This is a genomic window from Bradyrhizobium sp. 164, assembly GCF_023073715.1.
Classification (GTDB): Bacteria; Pseudomonadota; Alphaproteobacteria; order Rhizobiales; family Xanthobacteraceae; genus Bradyrhizobium.
On sequence record NZ_JADPKA010000093.1, the window covers coordinates 1 to 19,146 of the forward strand.

The following is a 19,146-nucleotide window of genomic DNA, read 5'->3' on the forward strand; positions in this document are numbered from 1 at the left end:
GGTCTCCTTCCAAGCCATCGGCAAGCCCTCCTTGCCGAATAGTTGACCTGTTACCCATGTCGCCGGTCTAGTCTGTTACCCATGTAGCCGGTTTGGACCCACTTCCCTTCTCCCCTTGTGGGAGAGGGTGGCAAAGGCCGCCTCCGGCGGCCGTCCTTAAAAGACGCCGAAGCGAAGCTTCGGCTTTGGCGCCGGATGAGGGGTATCTCTCCGCGAACTCAAATCGCGTGAACGCGCGGAGAGAACCCCTCACCCAAGTGAGTCTGTGTCTACCGGCGAGTTGCCCTCTCCCACACGGGGCGAGGGCACACTCATGCGCACTCGCTTTGAGCTAGCGCATACCGACCCGCTTCGCGTCCTTGCTCACGATTGCCGGCTTGGCGTTCAGCGCCTCGACCTGGAAACCCGCGACGCGCTTGTAGTTGGCGGCGATGTCTTCCAGCTCCTGCTGCGACAGCACGTCGGTGACGACCTCAAAGCCGTCGGGCGCGCGCTCCTCGACCAGCTGCATCACCTGCTCGGGGCCGTTCTTGCGGTTGAGCAGGACGAGGTCGGTGGTCGCGGGCCTGCGCTCGGCCTCATAGGCGAGCAGCGCTGCCTGCGTCGGTCCATGCGCCAGGATTTCACGCGTGATGACGCGGGCATCGAGGATCGCCTGCGAGGCGCCGTTCGATCCGATCGGATACATGGGATGAGCGGCATCGCCCATCAGCGTGACACGGCCGAACGTCCATTGCGACACCGGATCACGGTCGACCAGCGGATATTCGTAGGCGTGCGGGCAGTTCTTGATCAGGCCGGGCACGTCGAGCCAGTCGAACCGCCAGCTCTCGAACCAGGGCAGAAATTCCTCCAGCCGCGCCGTGCGGTTATAGTCCTCGCGGCGCCATTGATAGGTCGGCGGCATGTGGCGCTCGGCGACCCAGTTGATGAGGTGATTGCCCGCCGCATCCGGCTCTTTCGAGATCGGGTAGCAGACGAATTTCAGGATCTCATGGCCGGCCATGATCATGGTGCGGCCGGTGAGGAAGGCCTTCGCCGGCGTGACGCCCCGCCAGAGAATGCGGCCGTTCCAGATCGGCGGACCTTCGTTCGGATAGAGCTTTTCGCGCGCGGCGGAATGGATGCCATCGGCGGCGATTAGGATCGCGCCGTCGTAGCTGCCTGCGGCTTTGCCGGTCGCCCTGTCGATGAAGTCGGCGCGCACGCCACCCGCCGTCTCGGTCCAGCCGGTCAGATGATGGCTGGTGAGAATGTTCTCGCGGCCGAGCCGCTCGACCGCAGTGTCGAGCAGGAGCTGCTGGAGCGTGCCGCGATGGAGCGAGAATTGCGGCCATTTGTAGCCGGCCTCTAGCCCGCGCGGCTCGCTCCAGATCGGCTTGCCATGCTTGGAAAAATAGGCGAGCTCGCGGGTGCGCACGCCGCTGGCGTCGAGCTTTTCCATCAGTCCGAGCTCGATCAGCTCGCGCACCGCATGCGGCAGCACGTTGATGCCGACGCCGAGCGGCTTCAATTCCGCGACGCTCTCGAACACTTTTACGGGAACGCCGATTCCGTGCAGGCTGAGCGCAAGCGTCAGCCCGCCGATGCCGCCACCGGCGATGAGTACCGTCATGACAAACCCCCTCCTGTTGCCGGCGTCTTGGCACAGGCGGGCGGCGGTGGGCAACTGCGAAGAGGGTATCGTGCTATGGACGTGGGGGCCGGCAGCCGTTAATTTCCAGCTTTCCCACGAGGTCCGACATGCTCAAGCTCTACTACGCCACTGGCACCTGCGCGCTCGCCACCTACATCACCTTAGAGGAGGCCGGCGCCGACTACACGGCCGAACGGCTGAGCTTCAAAGATAACCAGCAGAACAGCCCGGACTATCTCGCCATCAATCCGAAGGGCCGCGTGCCGGCGCTGGTGACCGATCGCGGCGTCCTGACCGAGACGCCGGCGATGCTGGCCTACCTCGCGCAGACCTTCCCCAAGGCGAAGCTCGCGCCGCTCGACGATCCATTCGACTTCGCCCAGGTGCAGTCGTTCAACTCCTATCTCTGCTCGACCGTACACATCAACCATGCCCACAAGATGCGCGGTCCGCGCTGGGCGACGCAGGAGAGCTCGTTCGCCGACATGAAGGCGATGGTCCCGAAGACCATGGGCGCCTGCTTCTCCCTGATCGAGCAGAAGATGTTTCGGGGCCCTTGGGTGATGGGCGAGCAGTACACGATCTGCGATCCCTATCTCTACACCCTCTCGACCTGGCTCGAAGGCGACAGCGTCGACATCAACGCGACGCCGAAGATCGCGGATCACTTCAAGCGCATGTCCGACCGCCCCGCCGTGCGCAAGGTAATGGAGGCGCAGAAGGCATAAGCGGCCTTGTTGGGTGGGCAAAGGCGCGAAGTGCCGTGCCCACCCATTTCCAAGCCGCGAGATGGTGGGCACCTTCGCTTTGCCGACCCTACGGGAGCTTGCGCTTGGCTTTCTCCAACTCCCGTCCGGTGTCCAGCATCAGCCGCCGCAGCCAGACCGATCCCGGGTCCATCTGCGCGCGGGTCGGATGGAACATGAACTGCTCGTCGATGCCGGGGTCGAGCGGCGGCGTCACCGTGACGAGGCCGAGCTGGCTCGACAGCGCCGCGATCAGCCGGCGCGGCACGAAGGCGACGAGGTCGGTGCGGGCGGCGACGTGCAGGGCTTCGAGGTATCCAGGCACGACCAGCGAGACGTGCCGCTCGATGCCTTTGCTGCGCAGCCAGGTATCGATCAGATCCTCGCTCTGGCCGCGGATGATCACGCCGACATGACGCGCAGCTAGGAACGCCGAGCGGCGCTTCAGCTTCGCCCCCATGGGATGGCCGCGCCGCACCGCCAGCGCATCGCTGTCGGTGTAAAGCAGCTGGCGGTGAAATCCCTTGAAGGCGTTGCCGATCGAGATCACGAGGTCGATGGTGCGGGCGAACTCGGCGTGGAAGATCGCAGGTCCCCGCCATGGCACGATTTCGATGCGGACATTGGGCGCAAGGCGCGTCACCTTCTCCATCAGCGGCGGCATCAACAGCTCGACCGCAAGGTCCGGCATCATCAGGCGAAATTGCCGTTCGCTACGCGCCGCGTCGAAGTCCTCAGGCACGAACAATCCACGCACCTGGTCGAGCGCGTGGGCCAGCGGTGCGCGGAGCGCCTCGGCCCGTAGTGTCAGCTCCATGCGCGCGCCGGTACGCACCAAAAGCGGATCGCCAAAGATGTCACGCAGGCGCTGGAGCGCATGGCTCGCCGCCGGTTGCGACAGGCCCGATCCGGAGTGCGGCGCGGCTGACATTGGCCTCGCGCAGCAATGCATCGAGAGCGGTCAGGAGGTTGAGGTCAAGCGAATTCAAATTCATGAGGTGAATAGATATCATATTAGCTATCGATTTGAAGAATTGTATTCGGCCGGCGATGATCTTCCCCGATGTCACCACAAGGAGATGCCGCCATGAGCGCGAGCGCTAACAAGAAACTGATGCAGGATATCTTTGCCGCCGCCGCCAACCCTGATCCCGCAGCGCGCGACCGCGCGCTGTTCGCCGCGAGCCTTGCCGACGACGCCAAATGGGTCGTGACCGGGCAATATTCCTGGTCGCGCACCTTCGCAGGCAAGGAGGCGATCCTCAACGATCTGCACGGCTATGTCCGCACCCGCCTGCGTGACCGCACGCGCACGGTCGCCCACCGCTTCATTGCCGATGGCGATATCGTCGTGGTGGAAGCCAAGGGCGACAACGTCACGCCCGAAGGTGTCCGTTACGACAACGACTATTGTCTCGTGTTTCGCCTGGAGGACGGCAAGATCAAGGAGATCCGGGAATATTGCGACTCAGTCCTGACCGAGAAGGCGCTCGGTCCTTTTCCCCAAGCGGGCATGAGGGCGGCGAGCTGAGTGGATTGAGCCGCGTCACCTCCGCCGGCCGATGTCGTCCGCCACAGCCGATAACGATCGTGCAGACCTGGCAGGCGCTGGTCGAAATGGCCCGCCTCAGGCGCGAGCGGTCTCAGGCACGATCTCAGCTCGCCGCCATGACCGAACGGGAGCTTCAGGACTGTGGGATAACCCGGGCAGAGATCGCCTACGAGCTGAAGAAGCCTGTCCGGCGGAAATAGAGAGAGCGCGTCCAGGGCATCCCATGCAGCGATCTGCAAGCCGGTGCGGGACGCACGCCAGAACCTTGCGCAACTGCCGACAAAATCGGCAGTTGCGTCGGCGTTGCCGCGGCTCGGCGTGAAAAATTGGAAGGTTCAATTAACGAGTGTCCCCCATTGTGTCGCGGTGCAGCGTGAGTCGCAAAGACGCGACGCGCGGCTGCCAGGGTGGCCGGTGACGATCGCCGGAATTGTTCGGCCGCTCGAAGTGAAATGCATCTGGGTGGACAGTGGGAATGCCGAAGTTTCGTTTGCGGATCAGGGGACGCCTGTACGCAGGCTTCATGGCCCTTGTGGCGGTCGGTCTGGTGATGGCGGTGGTCGCCGTCTGGAATTTGCGGGCGGTGCAGGATCAGGTCGCAAGACAATCCGCGCTCTCGGACAGCAACGGCGCGGGTGCTGGAGATATCGGCCCATCTTCAGGCGATTCAGCGCGCCAATCTGCGTTACGTCTACGACGCCAACGAGCCGGCGATGAAGGAGGCGCAAGAGCGGGAGACCGCGGCGACCGAGCTGTTGCAGGTCGGGGCGAAGGGAACGCGCTCGGAGGAGCGGCGAGCGCTCTACAACGGCCTCATCGACGACATCGCCAAAATGCGACGGCTGCGTGACAATCTCGGAGACGCCGTCAACGAGGCAAGAACGGGCAAGGCGACGCTGCTGCCGAGCGGGGAGGAGCTGGCCGTCAAGATGGGCAAGCTGGTCGATGCGGCGCGCGCCTCGGCCGACGAGGACACCGCAGCGCTGGTCGCGGACCTCGAATCCAGAATCCTCCTTGTCCGGGTCGCAAACTGGCGTTTTCTGGCCGTGCGTGACGCGCAGGGGCCGGCGAATTTCAGGGCGAGCGTGGACAGGGCAGCGCAACGGCTCGCGGCGATCGAGAAAAGCCCACAGGCGACGGACTTGCGCGCCACGCTCGCGCCGGTGAAGACCTCGCTCGGAATCTACAAATCCGCGTTCGAGACGACATCGGCCGCGATGCTTCAGGCCGACGAGATCTATCACAAGAATCTCGCGCCCCTCATCGTCGATAGTATCGCCAGGCTCAAGGCCGCGGAAGCGACGCTGAAGAAAGACTATCAGGAATCGCGTAACCATGCCGAAGCTGTGATCGCCGGCACGACGACCATTCAGGAGATCGCCGGCGGCCTCGCCATCCTGTTCGGCGGCATCGTCGCCTTCCTGATCGCCCGCAGCATCGTCGGGCCCCTCACCTCGATGACGCGCGCGATGGGGCGGCTGGCCGGCGGCAATCTCGATGTCGACATTCCCGGGAGCGGCAAGGCGGACGAGATCGGCGACATGGCCAAAGCGATCCAGGTATTCAAGGACAACATGATCGACACCGAGCGCATGCGCGCAGAGCAGGCCGAACTCGAGGCGCGGCAGGCCGAAAACCGCAAGAAAGACATGGTCAGGCTTGCCGACCAGTTCGAGCGGGCCGTCGGCGAGATCGTCAACACAGTGTCATCGGCGTCGAACGAGCTGGAAGCGTCCGCCGGCACGCTGACCACGACCGCCTCGCGCGCCCAGGATCTGTCGACTGAAGTGGCGTCCGCATCGCAGGAAGCCACCGCCAACGTGCAGGCGGTCGCCTCCGCCACCGAGGAGCTGTCCTCGTCGGTCAGCGAGATCGCCCGCCAGGTGCAGGAATCCGCCCGCATCGCGGGTGAGGCCGTGGGTCAGGCGAGCAGGACCAATGACCGTGTCGGCGAGCTCTCCAAGGCGGCCGCTCGGATCGGCGATGTCGTCGAGCTGATCAGCACGATCGCCGGGCAAACCAATCTCCTCGCACTCAACGCCACCATAGAGGCTGCGCGCGCGGGCGAGGCCGGCCGCGGCTTTGCCGTCGTCGCGTCCGAGGTCAAGGCGCTCGCGGAGCAGACGGCGAGGGCGACCGGCGAGATCGGCCAGCAGATTGCCAACATCCAGGGCGCTACCGAGCAATCGGTCGGCGCCATCAGGGAGATCAGCGGCACCATCGAGCGGCTGTCGGAGATTTCCTCGGCGGTCGCCGCCGCCGTGGAAGAGCAGGGCGCCGCCACGCAGGAAATCTCCCGCAACGTGCAGCAGGCCGCGCACGGGACCCAGCGCGTCTCGACCAATATCGGCGACGTGCAGCGCGGGGCGTCCGAGACCGGTTCGGCCTCCTCGCAGGTGCTCTCGGCGGCGCGCTCGCTATCGGCGGACAGCAACCGCTTGAAGGTCGAGGTCGCCAGGTTCCTGAACTCGGTCCACGCCGCCTGAGTCGCAAAAGCACGAGGCCACGCGCATGCGCGTGGCCTCATGGACCGGCGCGGCGCGATCAGGCCACTTTCGCCGTCATGTGCTTGAACATGTTGGCGCGGGCCTCGTCGTCCATCTCGGCCTTGAAGGTGAACTTGTCCTTCAACGCGATGGCACGCGCAGCCGCGGGGCGCGCTGAGATCTCGTCCACCAGCCGCTTCACATTCGGGTATCGCGCAAAGGCGTCGTCGCCAAGCTTGAACGGCACCATCCGCGCCCAGCCCCACAGCGCCATGTCGACGATCGAATAGTCGTCGCCGGCCATGTAGCGACGGTCTTTGAGGTGAGCGTCGACAACCCTGTAGTGGCGATCGGTCTCATACTGGTAGCGGTTGTGGGCGTAGTCGTGGTTCTGGTCCTTCGGCGCAAAATGCTTGAAGTGCACGGCCTGGCCCGAATAGGGGCCGACACCGGTTGCCACGAACATCAGCCAGGACAGGAGTTCGGCGCGATTGGCGGGCAGGAATTTGCCGGTCTTCTCGGCGAGATAGAGCAGGATGGCGTTGCTGTCGAAAACGATGGTGCCGCCGTCGTCGATCGCCGGCACCTTGGCATTCGGATTGATCTTGAGAAATTCCGGCGTGAATTGCTCGCCCTTGCGGGTGTCGATCGCGATGGGCTCGAACGGCAGTCCGGCCTCCTCGAGGAACAGCGCGACCTTGGTCGGGTTCGGCGATCCGTTGAAGTAGAATTTGAGCATCGATCATCTCCCCAGGGGTTCGTTGCCGAGAGCGGCGCCGCATCATTGCCGCGAGGCCGCTTTGTCTGACCCGAACCATGCGGATGCGCAACCGGCGAGTTTGCCGGGCGGTATCTGCGCGCGGCGCAGATCAGCCGGCGCAGACCAGCCCGATCGCCGCCGTAATGACCATCGCCGCGCCGACCGCTTCCAGGCGCAGCCCGAGCTTGGTCGCGAGATGCATGTCGGAGGCCCGCGCCTTGCGCTCCGATCCGCGCGCGTAGCCGTGCACGATGACATCGTGGTTGAAGTTGTCGTGGGCCTCGTTGCTGCTGGCAAGCCCGACGCAGACCACGAGCACTCCGAACAAGGCGAGGCCGAAAAATCCCAACAGTGCGATCAGGAACATCGGAAACATGCCGAGCAGGAAGATCGGCAGCAGCGGCACCAGCAGCAATGTCTCGGACTGTCGTCGCATGGGATCCGGACCAGGACGGGGTGCGATGTGCTGATCCTAGTCCTGACAGCGGGCGCGTTCAACTACGCTCGTCATGCCGAGGGGCGCGAAGCGCGGGCCGGGAATCCATCGTACAACGGGGGCACGGGGGCCAATGGATTCCGGGTTCGCGCCAAGAGGCGCGCCCCGGAATGACCATCGAGAGGGGAAACTACTCCGCCGCCATGCCGGCGCGGATCTCGGCGCGGAGCTCGTCGATCAGCTTGAGGCCCTTCTTGGTCTCGACGTGCCAGAAAGTCCAGCCGTTGCACGCGGCCGAGCCTTGCGCCACGGCGCCGATGCGGTGGATCGAGCCGACCTTGTCCCCTAACATGATGGCGCCGTCGGCGCGCACGAGAGCGCCGAGCTTCTTCTTGGCGTCGAACAGCTTCGTGCCGGGCATGATCATGCCGCGCTCGATCAGCTCGGAGAACGCCACCCGCGGCGCTTCGCGCGCGGTCATGAACGGGGCCAGGCTCTCTTCCGGCAGCGGCTCGACGGCCGCGATGCGGGCTTCGGCCGCCTTCGCATAGGTCTTGTCGCGTTCGAACCCGATATAGGAGCGGCCGAGACGTTTTGCGACCGCGCCGGTGGTGCCGGTGCCGTTGAAGGGATCGATCACGAGATCGCCGGGCCTGGAGGAGGACAGCAGCACACGCGCGAGCAGGCCTTCCGGCTTCTGCGTCGGATGAACTTTCTTGCCGTCGGCGCCCTTGAGGCGCTCCTCGCCGGTGCAGAGCGGAATCAGCCAGTCGGAACGCGCCTGCACGTCCTCGTTCGCAGCTTTCAGGGCCTCGTAGTTGAACGTGTAGCCCTTGGCCTTCTCGTCGCGCGCGGCCCAGATCATGGTCTCGTGCGCGTTGGTGAAACGGCGGCCGCGGAAATTCGGCATCGGGTTGGTCTTGCGCCAGACGATGTCGTTGAGGAGCCAGAAGCCGAGATCCTGCATGATGGCGCCGACGCGGAAGATGTTGTGGTAGGAGCCGATCACCCAGATTGTCGCCGACGGCTTCATCGCGCGGCGGGCGGCAAGCAGCCAGGCGCGGGTGAAATCGTCATAGGCGGAGAACGAATCGAACTTGTCCCAGTCGTCGTCGACGGCATCGACATGGGATTCGTCAGGGCGCTTGAGATCGCCCTTAAGTTGAAGATTGTAGGGCGGATCGGCAAACACGAGGTCGACCGAACCGGCCTGAAGCTTCGACATCTCGGCGACGCAATCACCGAGGATGATACGATGCGAAGGGGACTCAAAATTTGTGCGGGGCGCCCTTGCAGACGCCCCGCGACGCGACTCTACCATGACTCAAGAACTCTGACTCAGGCGACGCTGTCGGCGACGCGGGACCAAACAACCGACTGACCGTTACATTGAAGCGGCAAAGTAAAAATCGACTTAACCCGCCGCTTTCGTGAGCAGCCTCCGCATCGCCAATTGTGTGCGGGACGTCGCGCGCATTCCCCCTGTTTTACAGTGCAATTCGCGCTTCTTCGCGTCGCGGAAGCAGTCGAGGCTCCAGGAAGGCGCCAAATTTCTCTCGGAAAAAGTTGCTCGAGCCTCGGAAAAAATTGCTGGCATCGGCATGGTGTCGCACTAGGCAATTTTTGCCGGCCACGATATTGATAAAAGCAACGGAAATTTTACGTGTGTGGCGCGTTGAGCTTCAGTGGTCATGCGCGCCGCCGAACTCGAATCAGGGACCCCCAGGGGAAAAGCCGCCATGCGTTACGACGACTTCCGCCGCAGCGACGACATCGAGGATCGTCGCGACGAGGGTGGTGGGTTTGGCGGCGGAGGAGGCGGGTTCGGGCTGCCGATGGGCGGCGGCGGGCTCGGTATCGGTACCATCATCATCCTCGGCTTGGTCGGCTATGCCTTCGGCATCGACCCGCGCATCCTGATCGGCGGCGCCGAGATCCTCACCGGCGGCGGCCATGCACCGACCTACCAGACCGACCGCCAGGCGTCCTCCGGCAAGCGCGGCGCGCCGACCGACGAGATGGGCAGCATGATCTCCGGCATCCTCGGCGAGATCGACGATCGCTGGAGCGAGATCTTCCAGGCCTCCGGCCAGTCCTACACCGGCCCGAAGATCGTGCTGTTCCGCAATGCCACCAATGGCGGCCGCTGCGGCATGGCGCAATCGGCGATGGGGCCGTTCTATTGCCCGCCGGATCGCACCATCTTCCTCGACACCGGCTTCTTCCGCGAGGTCGAGACGCGCTTCCGCGGCTGCTCCGGCAAGTCCGCCTGTAACTTCACCACCGCCTACATCATCGCGCACGAGGCCGGCCATCACATCCAGAACCTGCTCGGCATCATCCCGCGCGTGACGCGGCTGCAGCAGCAGGCCGGCAGCAAGGCCGAGGCGAATGCGCTTCAGGTGAAGGTGGAATTGCAGGCCGACTGCCTGTCCGGCGTCTGGGTCAACCGCGAGGCCAAGAAGCGTCCGAACTTCCTCGAGCCCGGCGACATCGACGCCGCGCTGACCACGGCAAGCGCGATCGGCGACGATACGCTGCAGCGCCAGGCGACGGGCCGCGTCGTGCCAGATTCCTTCACCCACGGCTCGGCGGCGCAACGCAAGCAATGGTTCATGACCGGCTACCAGCAGGGCACGGTGCAGGCCTGCAACACGTTCGGTGCCGGCGCGTTGTAAGCCGTCATTCCGGGGCGCGCGTAGCGCGAACCCGGAATCCAGAAGTTGCGGCGCGAGGTTCCGGGTTCTCGCTCCGCGAGCCCCGGAACGACGAGCGAGAGTGAAGAATGGCCTCCATCGACGAAACAAAACAGTTCATCCCGCTCAACATCGCGGTGCTCACCGTGTCCGACACGCGCGCCCTCGCCGACGACAAGTCGGGCCAGACGCTCGCCGAGCGCCTTACCGCCGCCGGCCATCAGCTCGCCGCGCGCGAGATCGTCACCGACGACATCGAGGCGATCCGCAGCGTGGTCCGCGGCTGGATTGCGGATGCCGGCATAGACGTCGTCATCACCACCGGCGGCACCGGATTCACCGGGCGCGACGTCACGCCGGAGGCGATCGAGCCGTTGTTCGAGAAGCGCATGGACGGCTTCTCGATCGCATTCCACATGCTGAGCCATGCCAAGATCGGTGCGTCGACGATCCAGAGCCGCGCTACTGCGGGCGTTGCGGGGGCGACCTACATCTTCTGCCTGCCCGGCTCCCCCGGCGCCTGCCGAGACGGCTGGGACGGCATCCTTGCCGCGCAGCTCGACTACCGCACGCGTCCCTGCAATTTCGTTGAGATCATGCCGCGGTTGGACGAGCACTTGCGCCGGCCGAAAGCGCAGGGAGCGACGGTGTAGCCATACTTTCTTCCCTTCTCCCCTTGTGGGAGAAGGTGGCGCGAAGCGCCGGATGAGGGGTATCTTTCCGCACGGCGTGCCCAGAGAGATACCCCTCACCCAAGCGAGCCCGTGTCTGACAGTTGACATGCCCTCTCCCGCAAGGGGCGAGGGCATCATTTATGCGCACCTCGCTTGCTGCAAGAGCGTTATAGATCCAGCTCCCACGTCTCGCCGACCAGATCGGCACCGAAGCTGTGGTGCTTCTCTTCCTTCACGAGCTTGAAGCCTGCACTTTGATAGATGCTCCGCGCGGCCACGAGGATGCTCTGCGTCCACAGTGTCATCTTGCTATAGCCCCTCTCGCGCGCGCCTTGGATGCATTGTTCGACCAGCGCGCGGCCGACGCCGAGCCCTCGCGCCTTCTTCTCCACCTGCAACAGGCGCAGCTTGGCGATCTCATCGGTGGCCTTGACCAGAAAGATCGAGCCGACCGGCTCGCCACCCACCTCCGCGATCCAGCAGTGCTCGCGCGCGGCGTCGTAGTTCTTGATGAACTCTGCGCAGATCTCGGCGACCAGCGCCTCGTAGCTGATGTCCCAATTATAGTCCGCGGCATAGGCGGCGGCCTGCCGGGAGATGACCCAGCCCATGTCACCGACGCGATGGCTGCGCAGCATGAAAGGCGCGGGCTGGCTTCGACGTTGCTCCAGCACGGCCTCAATGGTCGCCATGGCCTGCGTAAGACGCGCTGCATCGCTGGCCGAAACCTGAGCCAGCATTGCGGCGACCTCATTTTGCGAGCTCAGGTTCAGCTTGGCGAAGGCCTGGCGCCCTTTGGCGGTGAGGCTGAGCTGGTATTGCCTGCGATCTGCGGGCAGGGGCTTTCGCGTGATCAGCCCCTTTTCGTCGAAGCTTTGTATGATGCGGCTGAGATAGCCGGGATCGAGACCAAGCTCGTTTCCGATCTCTTTGGCCGCCAGGTCGTCGCGATGCGCGAGTTCATAGAGTACCCGGGCCTCGCTGAGCGAAAATGGGCTTTTTCCAAGGTGCTGGTCGAGCACACCAAGCTTGCGGGTATAGAAGCGGTTGAAGGCGCGGACCGCTGCAATGTGGTCGTCGGTAGCGGCAATTGACATGGGTCACCTCGATACTTGCCATTGTCAAACAATTGTTTGACTTTGACAAGTATCGGGTGGCTTCAGCCGACCATGACGATCCGGCTGCGCAGCATGGTCCGGGACGAGCGGCCGAGCCGCCGGAGTAGCCGTGCCTCGGAACGGCGGGCCTGCGGCGAGTAGCCGCCGATCCGGTCGTAGTGATCACGTGCGATCAAAAGCCCCTGATCGCCGAGCGGCCCGACGAGCTTGCGCGCCACGGCGCGGAAAATGTCGCGGAGCCCGGTATCGGCGTAGGGCGAGCGCGCATAGCGAAACACCGCCGCGCGATCGCGGCCGCTGCTCGAGACGGCCTGGATGAACTGGGTGGTCTCCTCGATCCAGCCGGTTTCCAGCACCGCGCCGGCGGGGAGGAACATCAGCCATGGCGACCGGGCCTGGAGGGCGCCGGCGGCGCGCGCGGCGCCTTGCGAAGATCCCTCGAAGCCGATGAAGCGGCAACCTGCGACATCGGCGACGCGCTCGATGACACCGTTGCCGGTGCCATCGACCAGGAGCACTTCCCGGATGACGCCGGCCGCGGCGCCGTGGACGAGCGCGGCCAGCGTTGCGACTGCCGTCTGCTCGACGCCTTCGGTCGGAATGATGACGCTCAGCATGATTGAAGCTTTAATATCTGCACTTCGGAAGAAGCGTAGCTGTTCATGATGTTGTCATAAACACGTGGCGTTGCCGAGTGCAACTTTTCGGCGGGTTTCGGCATGCAATGGTAAACCCGCCACCGCCCAAATGTGTCGCGTGCGGGATGGTATTATTGTTGAATGTTTCGGCACAAGCTCATCCGGGCCGTATTAACCCGGAGCGATATTGCGCCGCGCAGGGCAGTTCGCAATCGTCCAGTTGAGGATCGGCTGCAACCAGCCGCCGAACGGGAAAGATGTGCGACTTGGGTGCCGATTGGGTGCTGACGGAGGCTTCGCATGAACGCCGATCAACTCGCTGTCAACACGACGGCAGCAACGCCGAAGCAGGACGCCGCGCCGACCCTGCGGGTTCGCGCCCTGATGCTGGGCGACCGCATCAATGCCTCCGGCCTCGAGATCGGCACACTGGTGTCCTCGACGCCGGCCGCCTTTCGCGTCCATGCCGGGCTTGTCGTGATCTTCCGCTATGGCGTCGTGGTGCTGATCGGACTTCTGCCCTCCGAGGAGAAGGTGCTGATCGACAGCCTGAAGCCGCGGGTGATCGGCGAGTTCAGTCCGTATGAGGAAGAGACCGCGCAGGCGCAGCTCTGCAAGGACGAAAATGCCGAGGCGATCCAGCCCGGCGGACCGATTTGCCTCGCCAAATTTTCCGACGACCGGCTACTCCTGATCGCGGATGCGCTCGCCAAGAGCACGTCGCTGGCCCGCGACGAGCGGCGCGTCGCCGCGGTCTTCGACGTGATCGAGCCGTTTGCGCGGGAGCTCGCCGAGCGCGGCCGTACACCGCGCCGGCGCAAAGGTATATTGCGGCTGATCGGCAACGCGCTTCTCGTCCAGCAGCGTGTCGCGGGCCGTGTTGCCGTCGCCGAAAAACCCGACGTGCTCTGGGAGAAGCCCGAGCTCGACCGGCTCTATGCCCGTCTTGAGGACGAGTATGAGCTGAAGGAGCGCCTCGACACACTCGAGCGCAAGCTCACGGCGGTGTCGGAGACCGCCAACGCGCTGACCGACATCATCGACACCCAGCGCTCGCTCCGCCTCGAAATTGCGGTGGTGGTGCTGATCGTGATCGAGGTCGCGATCGGGTGCTTCCAGATCTGGTCGGGGACGCATTAGAAATGAGAGCGAGATGCGCGTGACTGCGCCCTCTCATCTTGTGAGAGAGGGCAGCGCCGCTGGTCGGCACAGCTCACTTGCAAGCTCACTTGCAAACTCACTTGGGTGAGGGGTTCTCCCCACGCTCGCCGGTGCGTTGTGATGCGCTGCTTTACCGCATTCTTCGTCATTGCGAGCGAAGCGAAGCAATCCAGTGTCCCGCCGAAGAGCCAGTCTGGATTGCTTCGCTTCGCTCGCAACGACGGATTGACGGTCATCAAGGGCTAATCCGATGCGCCCTCTATTATCTGCAGCGCCGCCGCACAATGCCGCGCGATCGTGAGTTCCTCATTCGTTGGAATGATGAACACCTCAATAGCGCTATCGCCCCGGCTGATGCGCTCGCGCGCGGCATCATTCGCACCGGCATCGATCCGCATGCCGAGCCAGGCGAGGCGTTCACCAATTGCGAACCGGATTTCCTTCGCATGCTCGCCGATGCCGCCGGTGAAGATCAGGCAGTCCAACCCTCCAAGCGTAGTCGCCAGCATGACGATCTGCTGCGTCGCGCGGAGCACGAAGAGATCGACCGCCTCCCGCGCCGCGGCCTCGCTGCTCGCGAGCAGCGTGCGCATGTCCGCGGAGATGCCGGAGACGCCGAGCAGGCCTGACTCATGATAGAGCAAATGCTGAAGGTCGTCGGCCGGCATGTTCTCGTGCTGTTGCAGATAGAGCAGCACGCCGGGATCGATCGTGCCGCAGCGCGTGCCCATCACGAGGCCGTCGAGCGGCGTCAGCCCCATCGTGGTGTCGATGCTGCGGCCCTCGTGCAGCGCGCACAGGCTCGCGCCATTGCCGAGATGGGCGATGACGGTGCGCTTTGCGATGAGCTGCGGCGCGATTGCCGCGAGGCGGCCCGCGACATATTCGAAGGAGAGGCCGTGAAACCCGTAGCGCCGCACGCCGCGCTCCTCATAGCGCCTCGGAATGGCGAAGCGGCGCGCGGGCGGCGACAGGCTGTGGTGGAAGGCGGTATCGAAACAGGCGATCTGCGTCAGACCGGGGCGGGTCGCCTGGATGATGCGGATCGGCTCCAGGCAACGCGGCTGGTGCAGCGGGGCCAGCGGGGTCAGCGCCTCCAGCTTGGCATAGACGTCGTCCGTCAGCGCGACGGGTCCGGAGTAGTCCGGCCCGCCGTGGACGATGCGGTGGCCGATGGCGCGCAGGCGATGCTCGCCGAAATGCTGGTCTACGAAGGTCAGCACGTCGGCGAACAGATGACCGCTGTCCGTATCCGACGCGTCCCTTCGCGTCTCGAACAGCTTCTCGCCCGCCGGGCGCTTCACCACGAGGCGGGGCGTTGCTTCGTGCTCGTCGAGCAAGCCGTTGCAGAGCAGGCCGGGGCCGGACGCCGCCAACTCGAACAGCCCGAACTTGATGCTCGACGATCCGGAGTTGAGCACAAGGACAGTGTCCGACATGGCTTCAGTCGCCGGCTTCGGCTGGCGTGTTGCCGCCGGCGCTGTTCGGCCAGACCCAGTCGCGGACCTCAGGCATGTCCTCGCCATGCTCGCGGACGTAGCGGGAATGTTCGATCAGCTTGTCGCGGAACTGTTGCTTGACCTGCGCAGCCCTGGTCGCAAGCCCCGGCACGCGCTCGATCGCCTCGATCGCGAGATGGTAGCGGTCGAGCCCGTTGAGCACGACCATGTCGAACGGCGTCGTCGTGGTGCCTTCCTCGGCAAATCCGCGCACATGCATGCCGGTATGATTGGTGCGGTTATAAGTCAGCCGGTGAATGAGATAAGGATAGCCGTGATAGGCGAAGATCACCGGCTTGTCCGATGTGAACAGGCTGTCGAAGTCGCGGTCGGAGAGGCCGTGCGGATGCTGCGCCCGAGGTTGCAGCGTCATGAGGTCGACGACGTTGACGACGCGGATCTTCAATTCGGGCAGCGCCTTGCGCAGCAGGTCGACGGCGGCGAGCGTCTCCAGTGTCGGCACGTCGCCGGCGCAGGCCATCACGACGTCGGGCTCTGCGTTTGCCTCCTCCGTGCCCGCCCAGGTCCAGATGCCGATGCCGGCGTCGCAATGCGTAGCCGCCTCCTGCATCGACAGCCATTGCGGCGCCGGCTGCTTGCCCGCGACGATGACGTTGATGCGGTTGTAGGTGCGCAGGCAATGATCGACGATCCACAACAGCGTGTTGGTATCAGGCGGGAAATAGATGCGGACGATGTCAGCCTTCTTGTTGGCGACGAGATCGACGAAACCAGGATCCTGATGGCTGAAGCCGTTGTGGTCCTGGCGCCAGACATGCGAGGTCAAGAGATAGTTGAGCGAGGCGATCGGGCGGCGCCATGGCAGATCGCGCGTCACCTTCAGCCATTTGGCGTGCTGGTTGAACATGGAATCGACGATGTGGATGAAGGCCTCGTAGCAGGAGAAGAAGCCGTGCCTGCCGGTGAGCAGATAGCCTTCGAGCCAGCCTTGACAGAGATGCTCGCTCAGGACCTCCATGACGCGGCCGTCCTGCGCGAGATGCACGTCGTAAGATTCGGTTGGCTCCATCCAGACGCGTTCGGTTGCCTCGAACACCGCGTCTAACCGGTTTGATGCCGTCTCGTCCGGGCCCATGATGCGGAAATTGCGCGCCTCGGCGTTGAGGCGAACGACGTCGCGCAGGAATTTGCCGAGCTCGCGTGTGGCTTCCGCCACGACACCGCCGGGCTGCGGTACCTCGACAGCGAAGCTGCGGAAGTCCGGCAGCTTCAGCTCCTTCTTCAACAGTCCGCCATTGGCATGCGGATTGGTCCCCATTCGCCGCTGGCCTTCGGGCGCGAGCGCCTGAAGCTCGGGAATCAGCGCCCCGCTGGGGTCGAACAACTTGTCCGGCTCATAGCTGCGCATCCAGTCTTCGAGCACCTTCAGATGCGCCGGATTCTCGCGGCAACTCGCAACGGGCACCTGATGCGCGCGCCAAAAACCTTCGACCTTCTTGCCGTCAACCTCCTTCGGGCCGGTCCAGCCCTTGGGGCTGCGCAGCACGATCATCGGCCAGCGCGGTCGCTCGACGCTTTTGCGCCCATCGCGGGCGTGCTGCTGGATCGAGCGGATGCTGACGAGCGCGACGTCGAGCGCATCCGCCATGGCCTGGTGCATCAATTTGGGATCGTCGCCTTCGACGAACAGCGGCTCATGGCCGAGCCCGCGGAAGAGGTCGCGGATCTCTTCGTTGCGCATCCGCCCGAGCACGGTGGGGTTGGCGATCTTGTAGCCGTTGAGGTGCAGGATCGGCAGCACCGCGCCGTCATGGGCCGGGTTCAAGAACTTGTTCGAGTGCCACGACGCCGCCAGCGGGCCGGTTTCGGCCTCGCCGTCGCCGACGACGCAGGCGACGATGAGGTCGGGATTGTCGAATGCCGCGCCATAGGCGTGCACCAGCGCATAGCCGAGCTCGCCGCCCTCGTGGATCGAGCCCGGCGTTTCCGGCGCCGCGTGGCTCGGAATGCCGCCGGGGAAGGAGAACTGCCTGAACAGCTTGCGCAATCCCTCAGTATCGCGCGCGATGTCGGGATAGATCTCGCTGTAGCTGCCTTCCAGATAGGTGTTGGCAACCATGCCCGGGCCGCCATGGCCGGGACCGCAGACGTAGATCACGTTGAGGTCGAGCGCACGGATGACGCGGTTGAGGTGAGCATAGATGAAGTTCAGGCCGGGCGTCGTGCCCCAATGGCCGAGCAGGCGCGGCTTGATGTGCTCGGGCCGTAGCGGTTCGCGCAACAGCGGATTGTCGAGGAGATAGATTTGCCCGACCGAGAGATAGTTGGCGGCACGCCAGTAGCGATCGAGGAGATCGAGTTCGCTGCTCGCGGCGCGCAATTGTCGTTGATTTGTCATGTTCTTGCCGACCTTCACCCAGCGATCGTCATCAACATTGTTCCGGCGCGATTGATCCCTTCGCCATGAAACGGGATCGCCGCCCCGCCGGTGTTGCGTGAGGTCAAGGGCGCGCGCCCGAAGTTTGGGCAGCGCTACTGTGCATGGGGTTGTTTCCGCGTTTTTGCTCTTGTTCTTGATTTGTTCTGGGCGCGTGCTATGTTGGGTTCATGAGTCGAGCATCTTCTCGTGCCCTCAAGCACCCGCCGGTTACGGCGCCCTCCGAGCCGGCGGGTGCGCCTTCTGATTTTCCTGTCGATTTTCCCGAGCTTGGCGTCGCCATCGATCGCGCACGCAGGCGAGGGCGGGGCGTCCAGTCCAACGCCAGCGGCCGTTACGAGGCCGAGGCCCGCGTCGCCTTCGACGATGGCTGGCAGAGCCTGGAGGAACTGCCGCCGTTCAAGACCACGGTCGGGATCGACACCTCACGCAAGGTGATCACCCGCAACGATTCCCCCGACATCGGTTTCGACCGCTCGATCAACCCCTATCGCGGCTGCGAGCACGGCTGCGTCTATTGCTTCGCGCGGCCGACGCACGCCTATCTCGGCCTGTCTCCCGGGCTCGACTTCGAGTCCAAACTGTTTGCCAAGCCCGAGGCGGCGGCGCTGCTCGAGAAGGAACTCGCTGCCAGCGGCTACGAGCCGCGGATGATCGCGATCGGCACCAACACCGATCCCTATCAGCCGATCGAGCGCGAGCGAAAGATCATGCGAGGCATCCTAGAGGTGCTGGAGCGCGCCGGGCATCCCGTCGGCATCGTCACCAAATCGGTCCTGGTGGTGCGCGATATCGACATTCTCGCGCGGATGGCCAAGCGCAACCTCGCCAAGGTCGCGATCTCCGTCACCTCGCTCGATCCGAGGCTCGCGCGCACCATGGAGCCGCGGGCGGCGACGCCGCCGAAGCGACTGGAAGCGCTCAAGCAGCTCTCGGAGGCGGGCATTCCGACCACTGTGATGGTCGCGCCCGTGATCCCCGCGCTGAACGATTCCGAGATCGAGCGCATTCTTGATGCCGCAGCCCATGCCGGCGTCAAGGAAGCCTCCTACGTGCTGCTGCGGCTGCCGCTCGAGGTCCGCGATCTGTTTCGCGAATGGCTGATGGCGAACTATCCAGACCGCTACCGCCACGTCTTCACGCTGATCCGCGACATGCGCGGCGGCCGCGACTACGATGCGAAATGGGGCGAGCGGATGAAGGGGACCGGCCCGATGGCCTGGACCATCGGCCGTCGCTTCGAGATCGCCTGCGACAGGCTCGGCCTCAACAAGCGGCGCTCCAAGCTGACCACCGATCACTTCGCGCGGCCGAAGCGGAACGGCGATCAGCTCAGCCTGTTCTGA

Annotated in this window: 15 protein-coding genes and 2 pseudogenes; 8 read left to right on the plus strand and 9 right to left on the minus strand. The window is 64.4% G+C overall.

Translation table 11 applies throughout. The features are described from left to right. Positions 1-331 precede the first annotated feature (331 nt). Positions 332-1,615, minus strand: a complete 1,284-nt coding sequence (locus IVB01_RS27375) for a flavin-dependent oxidoreductase (protein WP_247495006.1) — start codon at positions 1,613-1,615, stop codon at positions 332-334. Between the two features lie 128 nt (positions 1,616-1,743). On the opposite strand from IVB01_RS27375, the gene IVB01_RS27380 reads away from it, so the two are divergent. Then, on the plus strand, positions 1,744-2,364 hold the full coding sequence (locus IVB01_RS27380) for a glutathione S-transferase family protein (protein ID WP_247279638.1): 621 nt from the start codon (positions 1,744-1,746) through the stop codon (positions 2,362-2,364). Positions 2,365-2,452: 88 nt separating this feature from the next. On the opposite strand, the pseudogene IVB01_RS27385 reads toward IVB01_RS27380, so the two are convergent. Continuing rightward, positions 2,453-3,377, minus strand: a pseudogene (locus tag IVB01_RS27385) (LysR family transcriptional regulator). A gap of 92 nt (positions 3,378-3,469) precedes the next feature. Here IVB01_RS27385 and IVB01_RS27390 point away from each other — a divergent pair. The 3 genes and pseudogenes from IVB01_RS27390 (at position 3,470) to IVB01_RS27400 (ending at position 6,420) form a co-directional block, all read left to right on the plus strand. Next, positions 3,470-3,913 carry a nuclear transport factor 2 family protein gene (locus IVB01_RS27390; protein WP_247279639.1) on the plus strand — a complete coding sequence of 148 codons (444 nt, stop codon included), beginning with the start codon at positions 3,470-3,472 and terminating at the stop codon, positions 3,911-3,913. Between the two features lie 86 nt (positions 3,914-3,999). Further along, positions 4,000-4,134 (plus strand): DUF1127 domain-containing protein, encoded by a 135-nt coding sequence (locus IVB01_RS27395; protein ID WP_247279679.1) that lies wholly within the window; start codon positions 4,000-4,002, stop codon positions 4,132-4,134. A gap of 275 nt (positions 4,135-4,409) precedes the next feature. Then, a pseudogene (locus IVB01_RS27400) lies at positions 4,410-6,420 on the plus strand (methyl-accepting chemotaxis protein). Between the two features lie 58 nt (positions 6,421-6,478). Here IVB01_RS27400 and IVB01_RS27405 read toward each other — a convergent pair. From IVB01_RS27405 to IVB01_RS27415, 3 genes are all read right to left on the minus strand, one after another. Further along, complete coding sequence (locus IVB01_RS27405; protein WP_247279641.1) at positions 6,479-7,159, minus strand: glutathione S-transferase family protein; 681 nt, start codon at positions 7,157-7,159, stop codon at positions 6,479-6,481. Positions 7,160-7,289: 130 nt separating this feature from the next. Further along, entirely contained in the window at positions 7,290-7,616 is a 327-nt protein-coding gene (locus tag IVB01_RS27410) for a hypothetical protein (protein WP_247279642.1), read from the minus strand. 190 nt (positions 7,617-7,806) lie between these two features. Further along, positions 7,807-8,937 (minus strand): site-specific DNA-methyltransferase, encoded by a 1,131-nt coding sequence (locus IVB01_RS27415; protein WP_275974795.1) that lies wholly within the window; start codon positions 8,935-8,937, stop codon positions 7,807-7,809. A gap of 418 nt (positions 8,938-9,355) precedes the next feature. Between IVB01_RS27415 and IVB01_RS27420 the strand changes: the two genes are divergently transcribed. Both IVB01_RS27420 and moaB read left to right on the plus strand, forming a co-directional pair. Then, positions 9,356-10,294 (plus strand): neutral zinc metallopeptidase, encoded by a 939-nt coding sequence (locus tag IVB01_RS27420; RefSeq protein WP_247279644.1) that lies wholly within the window; start codon positions 9,356-9,358, stop codon positions 10,292-10,294. Positions 10,295-10,401: 107 nt separating this feature from the next. Continuing rightward, positions 10,402-10,965: a molybdenum cofactor biosynthesis protein B gene (gene moaB / locus IVB01_RS27425; RefSeq protein ID WP_247279645.1), complete on the plus strand. Its 564-nt coding sequence runs from the start codon at positions 10,402-10,404 to the stop codon at positions 10,963-10,965. 188 nt (positions 10,966-11,153) lie between these two features. Here moaB and IVB01_RS27430 read toward each other — a convergent pair whose 3' ends face one another. Together IVB01_RS27430 and IVB01_RS27435 are read right to left on the minus strand one after the other, a co-directional pair. Further along, the gene (locus IVB01_RS27430; protein WP_247279646.1) at positions 11,154-12,083 is read right to left on the minus strand and encodes a helix-turn-helix domain-containing GNAT family N-acetyltransferase; all 930 of its coding nucleotides are present in this window, start codon (positions 12,081-12,083) and stop codon (positions 11,154-11,156) included. 62 nt (positions 12,084-12,145) lie between these two features. Continuing rightward, positions 12,146-12,721 (minus strand): glycosyl transferase, encoded by a 576-nt coding sequence (locus IVB01_RS27435; protein WP_247495007.1) that lies wholly within the window; start codon positions 12,719-12,721, stop codon positions 12,146-12,148. 321 nt (positions 12,722-13,042) lie between these two features. Between IVB01_RS27435 and IVB01_RS27440 the strand changes: the two genes are divergently transcribed. Then, positions 13,043-13,882, plus strand: coding sequence for an RMD1 family protein (locus tag IVB01_RS27440; RefSeq protein WP_247279648.1), 840 nt, complete (start codon positions 13,043-13,045; stop codon positions 13,880-13,882). 263 nt (positions 13,883-14,145) lie between these two features. Here IVB01_RS27440 and IVB01_RS27445 read toward each other — a convergent pair whose 3' ends face one another. Further along, on the minus strand, positions 14,146-15,342 hold the full coding sequence (locus tag IVB01_RS27445) for an acetate/propionate family kinase (RefSeq protein ID WP_247279649.1): 1,197 nt from the start codon (positions 15,340-15,342) through the stop codon (positions 14,146-14,148). A 4-nt stretch (positions 15,343-15,346) separates the two neighbouring features. Next, a complete protein-coding gene (locus tag IVB01_RS27450; RefSeq protein WP_247279650.1) occupies positions 15,347-17,761 on the minus strand; it encodes a phosphoketolase family protein in 2,415 nt (804 codons plus the stop codon). 209 nt (positions 17,762-17,970) lie between these two features. On the opposite strand from IVB01_RS27450, the gene IVB01_RS27455 reads away from it, so the two are divergent. Further along, the gene (locus IVB01_RS27455; RefSeq protein WP_247279651.1) at positions 17,971-19,146 is read left to right on the plus strand and encodes a PA0069 family radical SAM protein; all 1,176 of its coding nucleotides are present in this window, start codon (positions 17,971-17,973) and stop codon (positions 19,144-19,146) included.